We start from the raw sequence: 16,634 nt of genomic DNA on the forward strand, positions 1-16,634 counted from the left end.
ATTGCGTTTCGCGCATCGCGGTGCTCTCCGACGGTTGCGGCCGAAGGTGATCTATATCCTTGGTGGCCTCAGTGCGCATGTGCAGGGACTTCTGGCCAGACCTAGAGGGCGAGGCTGTTCAAAGCCGGGAGAACCAGCATTCTGGACATCCTGATGAACGCCTGAGAAGCAAAATGCCCGCGCAAGGCGGGCATCTGCTGAAGCTTGTAGCGGGCCGGACTCTCTTAACCACTCTTGGTGGGACCACTTTGGTGGCGGCCAATGCCCCTTTAACCGGTTCGGGACATCCGTGACCTCAATGCTAAACCGGCCTTCAATGGCTGCAACGACGCCCTTCCCATTTCCGGAAACGCGGTGATTACTTGCTACTTACGTACTTCTCCCGCCGCACCTGCGGCGTCGGCAGCCCAGCCTCCTTCAACGCCTCGAACGTCGCATCCACCATGTCCGGGTTGCCGCACAGGTAGGCGATGTCGGTGGCCGGGTTCGGGGCGAATTCGGCCAGGTGCTGCTGCACGTAGCCGTGGCGGACGTCCGGGTGCGGGTTCTCAGGGAGCTCGCGGGACAGGCACGGCACGTAACGAAAGCCCGGGTGGGCGGCGGCGAAGGCGTAGAAGTCTTCGCTGTAGAGCAGCTCTTCGGGGGTGCGGGCGCCTTGGAGCAGCACCACTTCCACCCCGCGCTCGGCCATGGCGGTGGCCAGCAGCGGCAGCATGGAGCGGTACGGGGTGACCCCGGTGCCGGTGGCGATGAGCAGGTAGCGGGCGTTGTGGTCGCCCGGCATCAGGCAGAACCGGCCGAACGGGCCGCTGGCGGTCACGTGGCCGCCCAGGTCCAGGCCCTCGAACAGGGCCGTGGCGGCGCCACCGGGCACAAAGCTGACTGCAATATCAACGGCTTCGCCCGGCGCCATGGCGTGGTCGTGGATGGTGGCCAGGGAGTAGCTGCGCTTGGTGGCGGTGCCGTCGGCGTACTCGAAATGGACCTGGATGAACTGTCCGGGCTGGAAATCCAGCGGTTGGCCGTCATCACGCAGGAACTGGTAGTGGCCGACGGTGGGGGCCAGCATGCGCCGGTCGATCAGCTTGAGGGGGAATTGAACAGGCACGAATTTGGGAAACAGTGTGTAGCCGGGGCAGACCCTCGGGGGCTTCTATAATAGCCGCTCCCCCGCCCCTATCCAGCGCCGTCCCATGGGCGCGAAGGCAAGAGCTTGGCATCCCAGAACACTCCCGCGACCAGTACCGCCCCCGCCCTGCGGGTGCGCGACCTCCGCAAGACCTATGACAACGGCACCCAGGCCCTGAAAGGGGTTTCGCTGGACGTTGCCCCGGGCGACTTCTTCGCGCTGCTGGGCCCGAACGGGGCCGGCAAGTCCACCCTGATCGGCATCATCAGCTCGCTGGTGAACCTCAGCGAGGGCCAGGTGGAGGTATTCGGCAGCGACCTGGTGCGCAACCGCAGCGCCACCATGCGCCTGATCGGCCTGGTGCCACAGGAAATCAACTTCAACCTGTTCGAGAAGCCCTTCGACATCCTGGTCAACTACGCCGGCTTCTATGGCGTGGCCCGTGCCGAGGCCGAGAAGATGGCCGAGGAGGAGCTCAAGCGCGCCCATCTATGGGAAAAGGCGCAGGTGATGAGCCGGACGCTGTCGGGCGGCATGAAGCGCCGGCTGATGATCGCCCGGGCGATGATGACCCGCCCGCGCCTGCTGATCCTGGATGAGCCCACCGCGGGCGTGGATATCGAGATCCGCCGCGACATGTGGCGGGTGCTGAAGGAGATCAACGCCGCCGGCACCACGATCATCCTCACCACGCATTACCTGGAAGAGGCCGAGCACCTGTGCCGCAACCTGGCCATCATCAACCACGGCCAGATCGTGACCCAGGGGCCGATGCGGGAGCTGCTGGCCAAGCTGGACGTGGAAGGCTTCCTGTTCGATATCGACGGTGAGCTGCCGGCGCAGCTGCCGGTGATCGAGGGCACCACGATGGTGGCCATCGACGGGCACACGCTGGACGTGGACATGCCGCGCGCGATGGATCTGAACCGGGTGTTCGCGGCGCTGAACGCGTCGGGCATCCGGGTGCGGTCGATGCGGACCAAGAGCAACCGCCTGGAGGAGCTGTTCGTGCGCCTCACCGGCAACCAGGAGAACGCGGCATGAGCAGCACCCCGACCCCGGTCCTGACCGACGGCCAGCGCAACCGGATTGCGCTGATGACGATCGTGCGCCGCGAAGTGGCGCGCATCCTGCGCATCTGGGGCCAGACGCTGGTGCCGCCGGCGATCACGATGACGCTGTACTTCCTGATCTTCGGCGGGCTGATCGGCTCGCGCGTGGGCGAGATGGGCGGCTACAGCTACATGCAGTTCATCGTGCCGGGCCTGGTGATGATGAGCGTGATCCAGAACAGCTACGGCAACATCAGTTCCTCGTTCTTCGGCGCGAAGTTCGGCCGCCACGTGGAAGAGCTGCTGGTGAGCCCGATGCCGAACTGGGTGATCCTGTGGGGTTACGTGGCCGGCGCGGTGCTGCGTGGGTTGATGGTGGGCGTGATCGTGCTGCTCATCGCGATGTTCTTCACACCGGTGCGCATTCCACACCCGCTGGTGACGCTGACCACGGTGCTGCTGGGCGCGACGATCTTCTCGCTGGCCGGTTTCATCAATGCGGTGTACGCCAAGAAGTTCGATGACGTGGCGATCGTGCCGACCTTCATCCTGACCCCGCTGACCTACCTGGGCGGCGTGTTCTATTCGGTGAAGCTGCTGCCGACGTGGGCGGAAGCGGCCACGCACGCGAACCCGATCTTCTACATGGTGAACGCGTTCCGCTACGGCCTGCTGGGTACGAGCGACGTGCCGCTGTGGGTAGCGTACGCGCTGATGATCGGTTTCGTGGTGGTGCTGACCGCGCTGGCGCTGTGGCTGCTCAAGCGTGGCGTAGGCATGCGGAGCTGACCTGCCCCGGTAGCGCCGGCCGTTGGCCGGCCCTGGAAGTAGTTGGAGAAACGCATGCGCATACTTGTATTGGGTGCCGGTGGTACCGGCGGTTACTTCGGCGGTCGCCTGGCCCAGGCGGGGGTCGACGTGACCTTCCTGGTCCGCCCTGCCCGCGCGGCTCAGCTCGACAGCGAGGGGCTGGTGATTCGCAGCCCGCTGGGTGATGCGAGCTTCCCGGTAGCCCACGTCACTGCCGATGCGCTGCCTGCGCTTGCCGCAGAGCAGCCCTTCGATCTGGTGATCCTGAGCTGCAAGGCCTATGACCTGGACAGCGCCATCGAGGCGATTGCACCTGCGGTGTCCTCGCGTACGACGGTGCTGCCGATCCTCAACGGGCTCCGCCACTACGCGGCACTGGATGCACGCTTTGGCCGCGATGCGGTGCTGGGCGGCCTGTGCTTCATCAGTGCGACCAAGGCCGCCGATGGGGCGGTGCTGCACCTGGCGCCAGCAGCGAAGCTGACCTTTGGCGAGCGTGATACGCCCGGCGATAGTGCGCGGGTGCTGGCGCTGGCGGCGGCGTGCGTGCAGGCCGGGGTGGACCATGTGGCCAGCGATGCCATTGGGCAGGAGCAGTGGGTCAAGTACACGTTCCTGACCACGCTGGCGGCGGCAACCTGCCTGATGCGGGCGGATGTGGGCACGATCGTGGCGACCGATGATGGTGCGGAGATCGTACGCGGGCTGTATGCCGAATGCCTGGCGGTGGCCGAGGCGGCGGGTGAGCCGATTCCGGACAAGGCGCAGGCGGTTGCACTGGCGGCGACCACGCAGGAAGGTTCGGCGCTGAAAGCGTCGATGCTGCGCGATCTGGAGGCCGGCCAGCAGGTGGAGGCCGAGCAGATCGTGGGCGACATGCTGGTGCGGGCACGCGCGACCGGCCAGGCGGCGCCGCTGCTGGCGGTGGCGTATGCGCATCTGCAGGCTTACCAGCGCCAGCGCGCGGGCTGAGCATGGCTGCCGGCGCTGCACCGACGCGGGTTCTGGTGCTGGGGCTTGGCTACAGCGGGCGGCACGTGGCGGCACTGTTGCAGGCCCAGGGTGTGGCCTGCAGTGGGACGGTGCGGGAGCCGGAGGCGGCGCCCGACGATGGTGTTGTCCGCCACCGGCTGGTGGCGGGGCAGCCTGTTGATGATGCGCTGCGTGAGGACATCCGCAGCGCGGAGGCGGTGATCTGTACGGTGCCTCCGGATGATGCCGGTGACCCTGCGTTGCGGTTGGTGGCCGAAGCGCTGCGTGCCAGCGCGGTACTTCGCTGGGTGGGCTATCTCTCTTCAACGGCGGTATACGCCGACCGCGAGGGCGGCTGGATCGACGAGTCGTCGGTGGCCGATGCGGTGGATGACACGGCGCGGCGGCGGTTGCTGGCCGAGGCGCAGTGGCGCGGGTTCGCACGTGACAAGGGCGTGGCGTCTGCCGTGTTCCGGCTGCCCGGGATCTATGGGCCCGGCCGCAATGCGCTGGTTCAACTGGCGGAAGGTCGCGCGCGGCATGTGCTGCGGCCGGGGCTGGTGTTCAACCGGCTGCATGTGGAGGATCTGGCGGCAGTCGTTGTCGCCGCGATGGGTCGCCCCGGTGAGGCGCTGTATCTACCTGCCGATGACGAGCCGGCGCCGCCGCAGGAAGTGCTGGCGTTCGCCGCTGAGCTGGGCGGGTTCGCAATGCCACCTGCGGTGGCGTGGGATGACCCGTCGGTAAGCCCGGCGTTGCGGCGGTTCTACGCCAGCAACAAGCGCATCGACAGCCGGGGCACGCGCGAAGCGTTGGGGTGGAAGCCGAACTTCGCCACATACCGCGAGGGCCTTCAGCACGCCATCCGGTAGGGTTGGTTCCCAAACAACCGCCGATAGGAGTGATCGGTGCTTTGATGCATTGACCTCTCCGGCGACGTGCCTTCGCCATCGGTCATGCCTTCTACGGCCTCCCCATTGGTATCGGCGGTCGATCGGGATGCGACCCTACCAAGGCAGCGACACGGCAGGCCCGGGTCAGCGCGCGTCTGGCAGGCGGAAGAACGTGCGCGTCGCTGCGGTGGCATTCGCTGCGGTCAGCTCCACATCCTCGCCGCGATCCCGCGCCAGCTCTTCCACGATATGCGCCAGGAACATCGGCTCATTGCGCCGATCCTTCGGCATCGGCTTCAAGCTGCGCGGCAGCAGGTACGGCGCGTCGGTTTCAATCATCAGCCGCTCGGCCGGAATGTGCTTCACCAGCTCGCGCAGGTGCGCGCCACGGCGTTCGTCGCACAGCCAGCCGGTGATGCCGATGTACCAATCCTGGTCCAGGTAATCGAACAGCTCCTGGCGCTCGCCGGTGAAGCAATGCACCACCGCGGCGCCGATGCGGCCGTCGAAGTTCTTCATCTGCGCCATGAAATCGGCATGCGCGTCGCGCTGGTGCAGGAACAGCGGCTTGCGCTGTCCATCGGCGGCGCGCACCTCGCTGGCCAGCTGCAGCTGGCGCTCGAAGGCACGGTGTTGGGCCGGGCGCGGGGCGAAATCGCGGAAATAGTCCAGGCCGCACTCGCCCACCGCCACCACTTCGGCGTGGGCGTGCAGCGCGCGCATTTCGGCATCGCATTCGTCGGTGTATTCCACCGCGTGGTGCGGGTGCACGCCGGCGGTGGCGTACAGGAAGCCCGGGTGCTGGCGCGCCAGGTCGAGGGCCATCGGCGAATGCTCGCGGCTGGCGCCGGTCAGCACCATCTGCACCACGCCCGCCTCGCGGGCGCGGGCCAGCACGGCATCGCGGTCGCGGTCGAAGGAATCGTGGGTGAGGTTGGCGCCGATATCGATCAGTTGCATGGGGCAGCTACAGGGCAATGAATCGCGCCATTGTAGCCCGGCCGGCTCGCCGGCCCTGCCGCCGGCCCGTATCCTTGCGCCATGAGTACGTCGAGTTTTCCGATTTCCGAGCTGCTGCCGCAGATCGTCACGCAGCTGGCCACGCACCCGCGCCTGGTGCTGGAAGCGCCCCCTGGCGCGGGCAAGACCACCCAGGTGCCGCTGGCGCTGCTGGACGCGCCGTGGCTGGAAGGCCGGAAGATCATCATGCTGGAACCACGCCGGGTAGCCGCGCGCAGCGCCGCGCAGTTCATGGCGCGGCAGCTGGGGGAAGAGGTCGGCGGAACGGTGGGCTACCGCATCCGCTTCGAGAACAAGGTCTCGGCACGCACCCGGGTGGAGGTGGTCACCGAGGGCATCCTCACCCGGATGCTGCAGGACGACCCGATGTTGGACGGCGTGGGCGCGCTGCTGTTCGATGAATTCCATGAGCGCCATCTGGCCGCCGATCTCGGGCTGGCGCTGGCACTGGATGTGCAGGCGCAATTGCGCGAGAACCTGCGCATCGTGGTGATGTCGGCGACGCTGGATGGCGAGCGGCTGGCGCAGTTTCTGGACGCCCCGCGCCTGAGCAGCGCCGGCCGCAGCTTCCCGGTGGCGGTGAGCCATTTCCCGGCCCGTCGCGATGAATCCCTTGAGGCGCAGGCACGGCGCGCGGTGGAGCAGGCCTTGGTCGAGCACCCCGGGGATGTGCTGGTGTTCCTGCCGGGCCAACGCGAGATCGCGCGCACCCAGGCGGCGCTGGAACAGGCGTTGCCCGCCGATATCCATGTGTTGCCGCTGCACGGCGAGCTGCCGGTGGAGCAGCAGTCGCGCGTGCTGCAGCCCGATCCGCAGGGCCAGCGCCGGGTGGTGCTGGCCACCAACGTGGCCGAATCCTCGGTGACCCTGCCCGGGGTGCGCGTGGTGGTGGATGCGGGGCTGGCGCGCGAGCCGCGCCATGACCCCAACAGCGGTTTTTCGCGGCTGGACGTGGTGAACATCGCGCAGGCCTCGGCCGACCAGCGCGCCGGCCGCGCCGGGCGCGTGGCCGAAGGCTGGGCCTGGCGGCTGTGGCCGCAGTCGCAGCGGCTGGAAGCGCAGCGCCGGCCGGAGATCGCACAGGTGGAGTTGGCCGCGCTGGCGCTGGAGCTGGCTGCATGGGGCAGCGAGGACCTGCGTTTCGTGGATGCGCCGCCGGTGGGCGCGATGGCCGCCGCGCGCGAGCTGCTGCAGCGGTTGGGTGCGCTGGGCGATAGCGGCGCGCTCACCGCACTGGGCCGGCGCATGCTCACCTTGGGCACGCACCCACGGCTGTCGGCGATGTTGCTGGCCGCCAGCAACGGCACCGAGCAGGCGCTGGCCTGCGACCTGGCCGCGCTGGTGGAAGCGCGGGATCCGCTGCGCCACGGCGGGGATGCGTTGGCCGCGCGGTGGCGGGCGCTGGCCGCATTCCGGCAGGGACGCGTGCCGCAGGACGCCAATCGCGGCGCGCTGGCGGCCATCGATGCGGCCAGCAAGCAGTGGCGGCGGCGCCTGCGCTGCGACACCACGCCGCCGTCTTCAGTGGAGGCCCACCAGCTGGGCGACCTGCTGGCGCACGCCTTCCCGGACCGGATCGCGGCGCGGCATCCCACCGACCCGCTGCGTTACCTGTTGGCCAATGGGCGCAGCGCGCGCCTGTTCGACCCCAGCGACCTGCGCGGTGAGCCGTGGCTGGTGGCGGTGGAACTGCGCTACGAAGCCCGCGATGCGCTGCTGCAGCGCGCCGCGCCGGTGGATGAGAACCGCCTGCGCCGGGATTTCCCGCAGCGCTTCCAGCAGCAGGACGTGGTGCGCTGGGACGCGGACAAGCGGGCGCTGGTGGCGCGCCGCGAAAGCCGCTTCGACCGCATCGTGCTGGACAGCCGCTCGGCCGGGCGGGTGGATCCGGCGCAGGCCGCGCAGGCGCTGACCGAGGCGGTGCGTGAGCTGGGACTGGAGGCATTGCCGTGGACCGACGGCCTGCGCCAGTGGCAGGCGCGAGCGCTCTCGCTGCGTGCGTGGATGCCGGAGCTGGAGCTGCCGGAGGTGTCCGATGCGGCGCTGATGGAGACGCTCACGACATGGCTGACGCCGGCGTTCCATGGCAAGACGCGATTGGATGCGCTGGATGAGTCCACGCTGGGCGAGGCGCTGAAGTCGCCGATGCCGTGGGCGCAGCGCCAGCTGATCGACAGGCATGCGCCGGTGCGTATCGCGGTACCCTCGGGCATGGAGCGGCCGATCACGTATGCGCTGGAGGCCGATGGCAGCACGCCGCAGCCACCGGTGCTGGCGGTGAAGCTGCAGGAGCTGTTCGGGCTGGCCGATACGCCGCGCATTGCCGATGGCCGCGTGCCGCTCACGCTGCACCTGCTGTCGCCCGGTGGCCGCCCGCTGCAGGTGACCCAGGACCTGCGCAACTTCTGGGCCAACACCTATGCCGAGGTCAAAAAGGAAATGAAGGGGCGCTACCCACGGCACCCGTGGCCGGATGATCCGTGGACCGCCAGCGCCACCCATCGCGCCAAGCCGCGCGGGACATAACGCCGGCTGACCGTGCGCCGCCGGTCCACCTGAATGGATCGCGCGGATTGGTTATGGTCGTGACCATGCCGTGCCTGGTGGATAACACGCCCTACACGGCCCCCGCGCGACACTGGATTTCGAACCGAGGCAAAGGACCCCCCAATGAGCAGACTGACCGTGATTACCGACCGCGCCCTGGAGCGTGCACTGGATCTGGCAAGCAGCGCAGGCGATGGCCTGAAGCACGCCGGCAGCAACCTGCGCCACCTCGGCCCGCAGGCGACGGACTGGATCAAGACCGGTGCGGCGCTGGGTGCGGTGAAGACCGGCAGCAAGGTGGCCGCCAAGGCGGTGCGCCGTAACCCGGCGGCAACCATCGCCGTGGCCGCAGTAGGTGTAGGCCTGCTGGGCTACGCGCTGTACCGCAAGCAGCAGAAGAAGAAGCTGGCCAACGGCAGCGTGGTGAATGGGCAGGCCGAGCGCATCAGCGCGCGCAACCGCCGCAACACCACGGTGGTGGATGAGCACAGCGATATCGGCAGCGACGCCTGATCCATCAGGCACGTTGCAGTAGACGAAAACCGCCGGCCTGTCCGGCGGTTTTTGTTTGGATCAATCGATCCGCCGCCACTGGCCGGGCTGCAGGTCCGCCAACCGGTGCGGGCCCATCGCCACGCGCACCAGCCGCAGGGTAGGCAGGCCGACCGCCGCCGTCATCCGCCGCACTTGGCGGTTGCGCCCTTCGCGCAGGGTGATGGCCAGCCAGGCATCAGGCACGGTCTTGCGGAACCGCACCGGTGGCGTGCGCTCCCACAACGTTGGGGTTTCCAGGTACTCCACGCGTGCGGGCAGGGTCGGGCCGTCGTTCAACTGCACGCCCCTGCGCAACGCCTGTACCTGCTCGTCGGTCGGCGCGCCTTCCACCTGCACCCAGTAGGTCTTGTCTTCCTTGTGGCGCGGGTCGGTCAGCCGATGTGCCAGCCTGCCGTCGTCGGTGAGCAGCAGCAGGCCCTCACTGTCGTAGTCCAGACGACCTGCCGCGTATACGTCAGGCGGCAGGCCGAAGCCGGCCAGGGTCGCGCGTGGCGGCTGGCTGCTGTCGGTGAACTGGCACAGGACGTTGAAGGGCTTGTTGAAGGCGATCAGCATGGGGCGGGACAGAAGTGACGAGGTGTCATTGTCCCATTACACGGCTTCGGACGCCGTGGTACCGACCAACGGTCGGTACCTACCGCTATCTCAACCGGTAGCGCACGACCGTGGGTCGTGCTCCCGCGTACCGGGCAGGGCCCGGCACTACTTCACGAAACGAAGGGTCATGCGGTCGCTTTCACCGATGGCCTTGTACTTGGCATCATCGGCGGCGTCGTGGTTGTTCACCGGCGGCAGGGTCCACACGCCGTTCGGGTGGTCCTTGGTATCGCGCGGGTTGGCGTTGATCTCGCTGCTGCCGGCAAGCTTGAAGCCGGCCGCTTCGGCCATGGCGATGACCTGGGCCTGGCCCACGTAGCCGCTCTTGTCGTCGGCCGGCACGTCGGCCTTGGCACGGTGTTCGACCACGCCGAGCACGCCACCGGGCTTGAGCACGCTGTAGAAGCCCTTGAACATGCCTTCGGCCTGGTTGGCGCTGCGCCAGTTGTGCACGTTGCGGAAGGTCAGCACGACATCGGCGGAGTTGTCGGGGCCGAACTTGGGGGCCTTGGGGTCGTAGCCCACGATCTTGGCCTTGTCGTAGAGCGCCGGGGTGCCGGCGAACTTCTTTTCCAGCCCGTCGCGACCGCGCTGCTGGTAATCGCGGGCCTTGCCTTCAGCAACCGCCATCGGGTCGACCACCGCCGCGACGTAGGTGCCCTTGTCTCGCAGCAGCGGGGCGAGGATTTCCGAGTACCAGCCGCCACCGGGGGTGATTTCCACCACGGTCTTGCCCGGTTCCACGCCGAAGAACGACAACGTCTGCGCCGGGTGCCGGTAGGCGTCGCGCTTCACGTTGTCCGGCGTGCGGCCCTTGCCGTCGACGGCAGCCTGGACGGCGGCGGTGATGGCGGGCTGGGCGTTGGGGCCGGCTGGCTTGATGGCCATGGCGGGGGCGGCAAGCAGCAGCGTGGACACGGTGAACAGGCAGGCACAGCTGAGCGAACGGGCTTTCATCGGATCACCTACGGTGGTGGGATGCGGCGAGCCTAGCAGTCGCGATGTCAAAGGTGTTCACAAAACGTTAGTGCAGTGCAGCGAAGCGGAACACTGTTTTGTGGCCCGCGCCGCAGCGGTGTCATGGACAGGCACTTATGCTGTGACATTGGATTTGACTGGAGGATTGCCCATGACTGCACCGCGCGAACTCGGCCGTTCCGGCCTGAAAGTGCTTCCCATCGCGTTCGGCGGCAACGTCTTCGGCTGGGGCGCGGACGAGAAGACCTCGTTCGCCCTGCTCGATGCGTTCGTCGATGCCGGCTACAGCCTGGTCGATACCGCCGATGTGTATTCGGCCTGGGTGCCCGGGAACAAGGGCGGTGAATCGGAAACGATCCTGGGCCGCTGGTTCCAGCGCAGCGGCAAGCGCGACAAGGTGGTGCTGGCCACCAAGGTGGCCAAGTGGGCCGAACACCCGGGGCTGTCCGCCGACAACATCAGCGCGGCCGTGGAAGATTCGCTGCGCCGCCTGCAGACCGATGTCATCGATCTCTACCAGGCGCACGAGGATGACGAGTCCACCCCGCTGGAAACCACGCTGGCCGCGTTTGGCCGGTTGATCGAACAGGGCAAGGTACGTGCGATTGGCGCCTCCAACTACAGCGCCGAGCGGTTGCAGGCCGCGCTGAAGGTATCGGCGGACTACAAGCTGCCCCGCTACGAGACGCTGCAGCCGGAGTACAACCTGTATGACCGTGCCGGTTACGAAAGTGGGCTGGAAGCGGTGGCGCGCGAGCACGGGCTGGGCGTGATCAGCTACTACTCGCTGGCCAGCGGCTTCCTCAGCGGCAAGTACCGCAGTGCCGACGATGCGGCCAAGAGCAGCTCGCGCGGCAGCAGCGTGGTGGCCAAGTACGTCAATCCGCGTGGCCTACGCATCCTGCAGGCGCTGGATGACGTGGCCGGCACCTACAACGCGACCCCCGCCCAGGTCGCCATTGCCTGGTTGATCGCCCGCCCGGGCATCACCGCGCCGATCGTCAGCGCGACCCGCGTGGAACAGCTGCACGACGTCCTTGCCGCTGCCCAGGTAGACCTGACCGCCGAAGACATCGCACAGCTGGAAAGCGCCAGCGCCGCCTGACCACGCCTCCGGAATAGACCGCACCAGCAACGGCCACCCCAGGGTGGCCGTTGCCGCATCACCCCACCACTGCCCCATCCTCGGCCACCAGCGCGTGATGCATGCTGACCCCGGCGCGCACGCCCTCCGCACTGGCCAGCGTGATGTTGCCCATCAACGTTGCGTCACCCGCCGCGTAGACACCGGGCACCGTGGTCTGCTTCTGCGCATCCACCCGAACCAGCACACCGACCGGGCTCTCTTCCAGTTCACAGCCGAGCTGCTCCACCAGCTGCGAACCCATTTCCTGGCGCGCACTGACGAACAGCGCGCGCAGGTCGATGTGGCGTCCATCGGCCAGCAAGGCCCCACTCAACTGCGGCGGGTCGCCTTCCAGTGCCACCACCGTTTCCGTTTCGATCTGCACCCCGCGCCGCTGCAGCGTGCCCAGCTGCTCGTCGTCCAGTGCCATGCCCTGCGTGAAAAAGGTGACCTGGCCCCAGTCGGCGATCAGCGCGGCCATGATCGGCGACATCGGATGTCCCCCCAGCAGCCCGATCGCGCCACCGCCCACTTCATAGCCATGGCAGTACGGGCAGTGCAGCACGCTGTGGCCCCAGCGTTCGGCGAGGCCGGGCAGTCCGGGCAACACATCGCGGATGCCGGTGGCCAGCAGCAGCTTGCGCGCCGCCCATGTATCCCCGGCCGCCGTGCTTACCGCGAAACCATCCACGGTCGGCTGCGCGTCGGTGGCGGTGTCGTTGGCCCAGCGCACGCTGGGGTAATCCAGCAGCTGTGCCTTGGCCTGGCGCAGCAGGTCGCCGCCGGAGATGCCATCCAGACCCAGCACGCCATGCGAGTGGCTGGAGAAGCGGTTACGCGGCAGCCCGCTGTCGATCACCAGCACGCTGCGGCGCGCACGCGCCAGCATCATGGCGGCGGAGAGCCCGGCGAAACTGCCGCCGACGATCACGGCATCAAAGGTCATGCGGAACTCCCTTGCTGTGCTGGGCCAGGTGCTGGGCAAAGGCGTCGCCCAGGGTCGCCAGCGTGGTGGCATGCAGGCGCTGTTCGAGCAGTGCCTGCGCCTGTTGGTAGCTCTCATCCAGCGCGGCATTCACCACCTGCTGCACCGGGCAGCCGCGCCCGGTGTCGCGCGCGCCGGTATGGAGCAGCGCCGGCGAGCCGATGGCGAGATAGACGTCGTGCAGGGTGATGGTGGCCGGGTCGCGCGCCAGCTGGCTGCCGCCACCATGGCCGCGGGCGGTGTGGACCAGCCCGCCCTTGTGCAACGCGGCGAGCAGGCGGCGGATCACCACCGGGTGGGTCGGCAGGCAGGCAGCGAGCTGTTCGGAGGTGCGCGGTCCGTCCTGGCCGACCAGGTGGGCCATGATGTGGAGCGCGTCGGAGAATTGATTGCTGGATTTCATGTAACAACAATAGTTACATAATTTGACAGCGGCGGGTAGCCCCGGCCGTTGGCCGGCCCATGCACCGCTTTCAGCGGAGGAACGCCCGCCCGGTCATGGATTCGGCGAGATAGTCCAGGAAGCTGCTGATCCGCGCCGAAACGGCGGTGTTGCGGTAGTACACGGCGTGGATGGGCTGGCGCACTTCCACGGTGAGCGCCGGCAGCACCTGCACCAGCGTGCCCGCATCGCGGTCGCGGTGGGTCATGAAGTCGGACAGGCAGACCACGCCCGCGCCTTCGAGGGCCAAGCGGCGGAGGGTTTCGCCGCTGGACACGGCCACCGCCGGGCGGATGTGCAGCAGCGCGTCGGTGCGCCCGGGCAGCGGCCAGTGGTTGAGCGAGTCGGGCTCGTTGAAGCCGAGCAGCGCGTGGCCGTCCAGTTGTTCAACCGTCTTCGGCGTGCCGTACTGGGCGAGGTAGGCCGGGCTGGCCAATACGCGAAGGCGGCTATGCGCGAGCGGGCGCGCGTGCAGGGTGGAATCGGCCAGCGGGCCAATGCGGATGGCGACGTCGGTGCGGCGTTCGAGCAGATCGATGTAGCGCTCGCTGCTGTTGAGCTCCAGCTGCACGTCCGGGTACAGCGCCCGGTACCCGGTGACCATCGGCGCGATGACGTGCAGCACGAAGGGGGTGGCCGCATCCACGCGCAGGCGCCCGGCCGGGCGCTGCCGCCGCGCCGTCATGTGCTCTTCGGCCGCTTCCACCGAGGCCACGATGGCGCGTGCCTGGGCGAGGAAGGCATCGCCTTCTTCGGTGAGCTGAAGGCGGCGGGTGGTGCGGGTCAGCAGGGTGGTGCCCAGCTTTTCCTCCAGCCGGCCCAGCGCGCGGCTGACCCCGGAGGTGGTCTGGCCCAGTTCCTCGGCGGCGGCGGTGATCGAGCCGCTGTCGATGACGGCGATGAACGCCTGCATTTCGTCCAGGGTGGTCTTCATGGCCCCATTATTGACCATGAAGCAAGAGTCATTGGCGTGAAGACCGGTTTTTCCGCAAGAGTGCGGCGCGCAGACTGCGCACCTTCTTCTTCCACCGGTAACGCTCATGTCCCGTGGCATCCCCTTGGCCCTGTTGGCGCTTACGCTGGGTGCGTACGCCATTGGCACCACAGAATTCGTCATCGTCGGGCTGATCCCGACCATTGCCGCCGACCTCGGCGTTTCCCTGCCCTCCGCGGGCCTGCTGGTCTCGCTGTACGCGCTGGGCGTGGCGGTCGGCGCGCCTGTGTTGACCGCACTGACCGGCCGGGTGCCGCGCAAGACCCTGCTGGTGGCCCTGATGGTGCTGTTCACCCTGGGCAACGTGATTGCCTGGATGGCGCCCAGCTATGGCTCGCTGATCGTGGCGCGGGTGTTGACCGGGCTGGCGCACGGCGTGTTCTTCTCGATCGGCTCGATCATTGCCACCTCGGTGGTGCCGAAGGAAAAGGCGGCCAGTGCGATTGCGATCATGTTCACCGGCCTGACCGTGGCACTGGTCACCGGGGTGCCGCTCGGCACGTTCATCGGCCAGCACCTGGGCTGGCGGGCGACCTTCCTGGCAGTGGCGGCGCTGGGCGTGGTCGCGCTGATCGGCAGCCTGCTGTTCGTGCCGCGCAACCTGCAGCGCAGCGAGCCAGCGACGTTCGGCCAGCAGCTTTCGGTACTGGCGCAGCCGCGCCTGCTGCTGGTGTATGCGATCACCGCGCTGGGCTATGGCGGTACGTTCCTGTCCTTTACCTATCTTGCGTCGATCCTGCAGGACGTCACCGGTTTCTCGCCGAACGCGGTGAGCGGCGTGTTGCTGGTGTACGGCGTGTCGGTGGCGATCGGCAACCTGTGGGGTGGCCGCCTGGCCGACCGCCGTGGGCCGATTCCGGCGCTGAAGCTGATCTTCGGGCTGCTGGCGCTGGTGCTGTTCGCGTTGACCTTCACCGCGCACAACACCTGGCTGGTGCTGCTGACGGTGCTGGCACTGGGCGCGGTGGCGTTCGGCAACGTGCCGGGGCTGCAGGTGTACGTGGTGAAGCAGGCGCAGCGCTTTGCGCCGCAGGCGGCGGATGTGGCCTCTGGCCTGAACATCGCCGCGTTCAACGTGGGCATCGCAATGGGTGCTTCGCTGGGCGGGCTGGTGGTGGATCACCTGGGCCTGATGCATACGCCGTGGCTGGGCGCGCTGGTGGTGTTGGGTGCGCTGGGGCTGACCGTGCTGAGCGGGCGGCTGGACCGGCGTGACGGGATCGAGGATCGCGCCGAGGGCGTGGTTGTCGCCGCCCATTGAGCCTTCTCATTTGATTCGTTTAACAGTGCACGGCGTAGCCTGCACTCCCCCACTGAAAGAGTTTTCCATGAGCATTCCCGCATTCGGCCTTGGCACGTTCCGCCTGAAGGACCAGACCGTCATCGATTCGGTCCGCAACGCACTGGACGTGGGCTACCGCGCCATCGATACGGCGCAGATCTACGGCAACGAAGCCGAGGTCGGGCAGGCCATCGCCGAGTCTGGCGTGGCGCGTGAGGACCTGTTCCTGACCACCAAGATCTGGATCGCCAGCTTCCAGCACGATGCGCTGCTGGAGAGCCTGCGCGAAAGCCTGCGCAAGCTGCGTACCGACCATGTCGACCTGACCCTGATTCATTGGCCGTCGCCGAACGACGCGGTGCCGATGGCCGAATACCTCGGCGCGCTGGCGCAGGCCAAGGCCGAAGGCCTGACCCGGCAGATCGGCATTTCCAATTTCACGATTGACCTCACCCGCCAGGCGATCGCGATCCTCGGTGCCGATGCGATCGCGACCAACCAGATCGAGGTGCATCCGTACCTGCAGAACCGGGCGCTGATTGCGTTCCTGCGTGAGCAGGGCATCCATGTGACGGCCTACATGAGCCTGGCCTATGGCGAGGTGCTGAAGGATCCGGTGATCCAGGCCATTGCCGAACGCCACGACGCCACCCCGGCGCAGGTAGCACTGGCCTGGGCGCTGCAGCAGGGCTTTGCGGTGATTCCGTCCTCGACCAAGCGCGAGAACCTGGCCAGCAACCTGCTCGCGGCGGACCTGCGGTTGAGCGACGAGGACATGGCGCAGATTGCCACGCTGGATCGTGGACAGCGGCTGGCGAACCCGGAGGGCATTGCCCCGGCGTGGGATTGAGGGTGATTTGTTCAGGATTCGATACGTAATCCTACATACCGTATCGGATCCTGAACATTATCCCTGCTCTGCGCCCCAAGCGACCGACGCGGGCTGAAAAGTTCACTATTCGACACAGAAGATGCGATAAGGTGTCGAATACTGAACTTCTCCGGTGAGTACGTGCAGACCCACTCCCAGTCTCCCGCCGCCTTGGCTGCAACGCTCCAGCTGGGCAGATCCGTCCAGGCAATGCGCAAGCGGCAGCGACTGACCCAGGAGCAGCTTGCCGAGCGTGCTGGCGTCGGCCGCACCACCCTGCACAAACTCGAAAGCGGCCACCCCGGCCTTGCAGTCGCCAGCGTGCTGGAAGTGCTTCAAGTGCTCGACGCCGGGATGGTGGATCGCATTCTGGATGTCGTG

The 16,634-nt window shown here is 67.5% G+C and carries 17 protein-coding genes; 10 read left to right on the forward strand and 7 right to left on the reverse strand.

What is annotated here, in order from left to right; all coding sequences use genetic code 11:
• Positions 1–358 precede the first annotated feature (358 nt).
• Positions 359–1,108, reverse strand: coding sequence for a ferredoxin--NADP reductase (locus KVS69_RS16090; RefSeq protein ID WP_083214238.1), 750 nt, complete (start codon positions 1,106–1,108; stop codon positions 359–361).
• Positions 1,109–1,213: 105 nt separating this feature from the next.
• Between KVS69_RS16090 and KVS69_RS16095 the strand changes: the two genes are divergently transcribed.
• Genes KVS69_RS16095 through KVS69_RS16110 form a run of 4 tightly spaced genes read left to right on the forward strand, consistent with a single transcriptional unit; the run spans position 1,214 to position 4,835 of the window.
• Positions 1,214–2,173, forward strand: coding sequence for an ABC transporter ATP-binding protein (locus tag KVS69_RS16095; RefSeq protein WP_068854421.1), 960 nt, complete (start codon positions 1,214–1,216; stop codon positions 2,171–2,173).
• Complete coding sequence (locus tag KVS69_RS16100; RefSeq protein ID WP_068854422.1) at positions 2,170–2,970, forward strand: ABC transporter permease; 801 nt, start codon at positions 2,170–2,172, stop codon at positions 2,968–2,970. The genes KVS69_RS16095 and KVS69_RS16100 overlap by 4 nt, the downstream gene beginning before the upstream one ends.
• A 54-nt stretch (positions 2,971–3,024) precedes the next feature.
• Positions 3,025–3,963 (forward strand): 2-dehydropantoate 2-reductase, encoded by a 939-nt coding sequence (panE, locus tag KVS69_RS16105; RefSeq protein WP_217538926.1) that lies wholly within the window; start codon positions 3,025–3,027, stop codon positions 3,961–3,963.
• Positions 3,964–3,965: 2 nt separating this feature from the next.
• Entirely contained in the window at positions 3,966–4,835 is an 870-nt protein-coding gene (locus tag KVS69_RS16110) for an NAD-dependent epimerase/dehydratase family protein (RefSeq protein WP_217538930.1), read from the forward strand.
• 165 nt (positions 4,836–5,000) lie between these two features.
• Here the strand turns inward: KVS69_RS16110 and KVS69_RS16115 are convergent, their stop codons facing one another.
• On the reverse strand, positions 5,001–5,816 hold the full coding sequence (locus KVS69_RS16115; RefSeq protein WP_068854425.1) for a TatD family hydrolase: 816 nt from the start codon (positions 5,814–5,816) through the stop codon (positions 5,001–5,003).
• Positions 5,817–5,897: 81 nt separating this feature from the next.
• On the opposite strand from KVS69_RS16115, the gene hrpB reads away from it, so the two are divergent.
• Entirely contained in the window at positions 5,898–8,402 is a 2,505-nt protein-coding gene (gene hrpB / locus KVS69_RS16120; RefSeq protein WP_217538931.1) for an ATP-dependent helicase HrpB, read from the forward strand.
• A gap of 144 nt (positions 8,403–8,546) precedes the next feature.
• Positions 8,547–8,936, forward strand: coding sequence for a hypothetical protein (locus KVS69_RS16125; protein ID WP_068854427.1), 390 nt, complete (start codon positions 8,547–8,549; stop codon positions 8,934–8,936).
• A gap of 60 nt (positions 8,937–8,996) precedes the next feature.
• Here the strand turns inward: KVS69_RS16125 and KVS69_RS16130 are convergent, their stop codons facing one another.
• The gene (locus KVS69_RS16130; protein ID WP_217538932.1) at positions 8,997–9,533 is read right to left on the reverse strand and encodes a pseudouridine synthase; all 537 of its coding nucleotides are present in this window, start codon (positions 9,531–9,533) and stop codon (positions 8,997–8,999) included.
• Positions 9,534–9,680: 147 nt separating this feature from the next.
• Positions 9,681–10,532 carry a class I SAM-dependent methyltransferase gene (locus tag KVS69_RS16135; RefSeq protein WP_068854429.1) on the reverse strand — a complete coding sequence of 284 codons (852 nt, stop codon included), beginning with the start codon at positions 10,530–10,532 and terminating at the stop codon, positions 9,681–9,683.
• 172 nt (positions 10,533–10,704) lie between these two features.
• On the opposite strand from KVS69_RS16135, the gene KVS69_RS16140 reads away from it, so the two are divergent.
• A complete protein-coding gene (locus tag KVS69_RS16140; protein ID WP_210131328.1) occupies positions 10,705–11,658 on the forward strand; it encodes an aldo/keto reductase in 954 nt (317 codons plus the stop codon).
• 58 nt (positions 11,659–11,716) lie between these two features.
• Here the strand turns inward: KVS69_RS16140 and KVS69_RS16145 are convergent, their stop codons facing one another.
• The 3 genes from KVS69_RS16145 to KVS69_RS16155 all read right to left on the reverse strand — a co-directional run bounded on the left by KVS69_RS16145 (position 11,717) and on the right by KVS69_RS16155 (position 14,040).
• Entirely contained in the window at positions 11,717–12,625 is a 909-nt protein-coding gene (locus KVS69_RS16145) for an NAD(P)/FAD-dependent oxidoreductase (protein WP_217538933.1), read from the reverse strand.
• A complete protein-coding gene (locus tag KVS69_RS16150; protein ID WP_217538934.1) occupies positions 12,615–13,067 on the reverse strand; it encodes an Rrf2 family transcriptional regulator in 453 nt (150 codons plus the stop codon). The genes KVS69_RS16145 and KVS69_RS16150 overlap by 11 nt, the downstream gene beginning before the upstream one ends.
• 70 nt (positions 13,068–13,137) lie before the next feature.
• Entirely contained in the window at positions 13,138–14,040 is a 903-nt protein-coding gene (locus KVS69_RS16155; protein ID WP_217538935.1) for a LysR family transcriptional regulator, read from the reverse strand.
• 106 nt (positions 14,041–14,146) lie between these two features.
• Here KVS69_RS16155 and KVS69_RS16160 point away from each other — a divergent pair, with 106 nt between their 5' ends.
• The 3 genes from KVS69_RS16160 to KVS69_RS16170 all read left to right on the forward strand — a co-directional run.
• The gene (locus tag KVS69_RS16160; RefSeq protein WP_217538936.1) at positions 14,147–15,361 is read left to right on the forward strand and encodes an MFS transporter; all 1,215 of its coding nucleotides are present in this window, start codon (positions 14,147–14,149) and stop codon (positions 15,359–15,361) included.
• A gap of 67 nt (positions 15,362–15,428) precedes the next feature.
• Positions 15,429–16,232 (forward strand): 2,5-didehydrogluconate reductase DkgB, encoded by an 804-nt coding sequence (gene dkgB / locus KVS69_RS16165; protein ID WP_217538940.1) that lies wholly within the window; start codon positions 15,429–15,431, stop codon positions 16,230–16,232.
• Between the two features lie 162 nt (positions 16,233–16,394).
• Positions 16,395–16,634 (forward strand): helix-turn-helix domain-containing protein (locus KVS69_RS16170; RefSeq protein ID WP_345776820.1); only part of this gene is annotated, 240 nt, incomplete at its 3' end.

The organism is Stenotrophomonas sp. GbtcB23 (assembly GCF_019091045.1).
GTDB lineage: Bacteria > Pseudomonadota > Gammaproteobacteria > Xanthomonadales > Xanthomonadaceae > Stenotrophomonas > Stenotrophomonas rhizophila_A.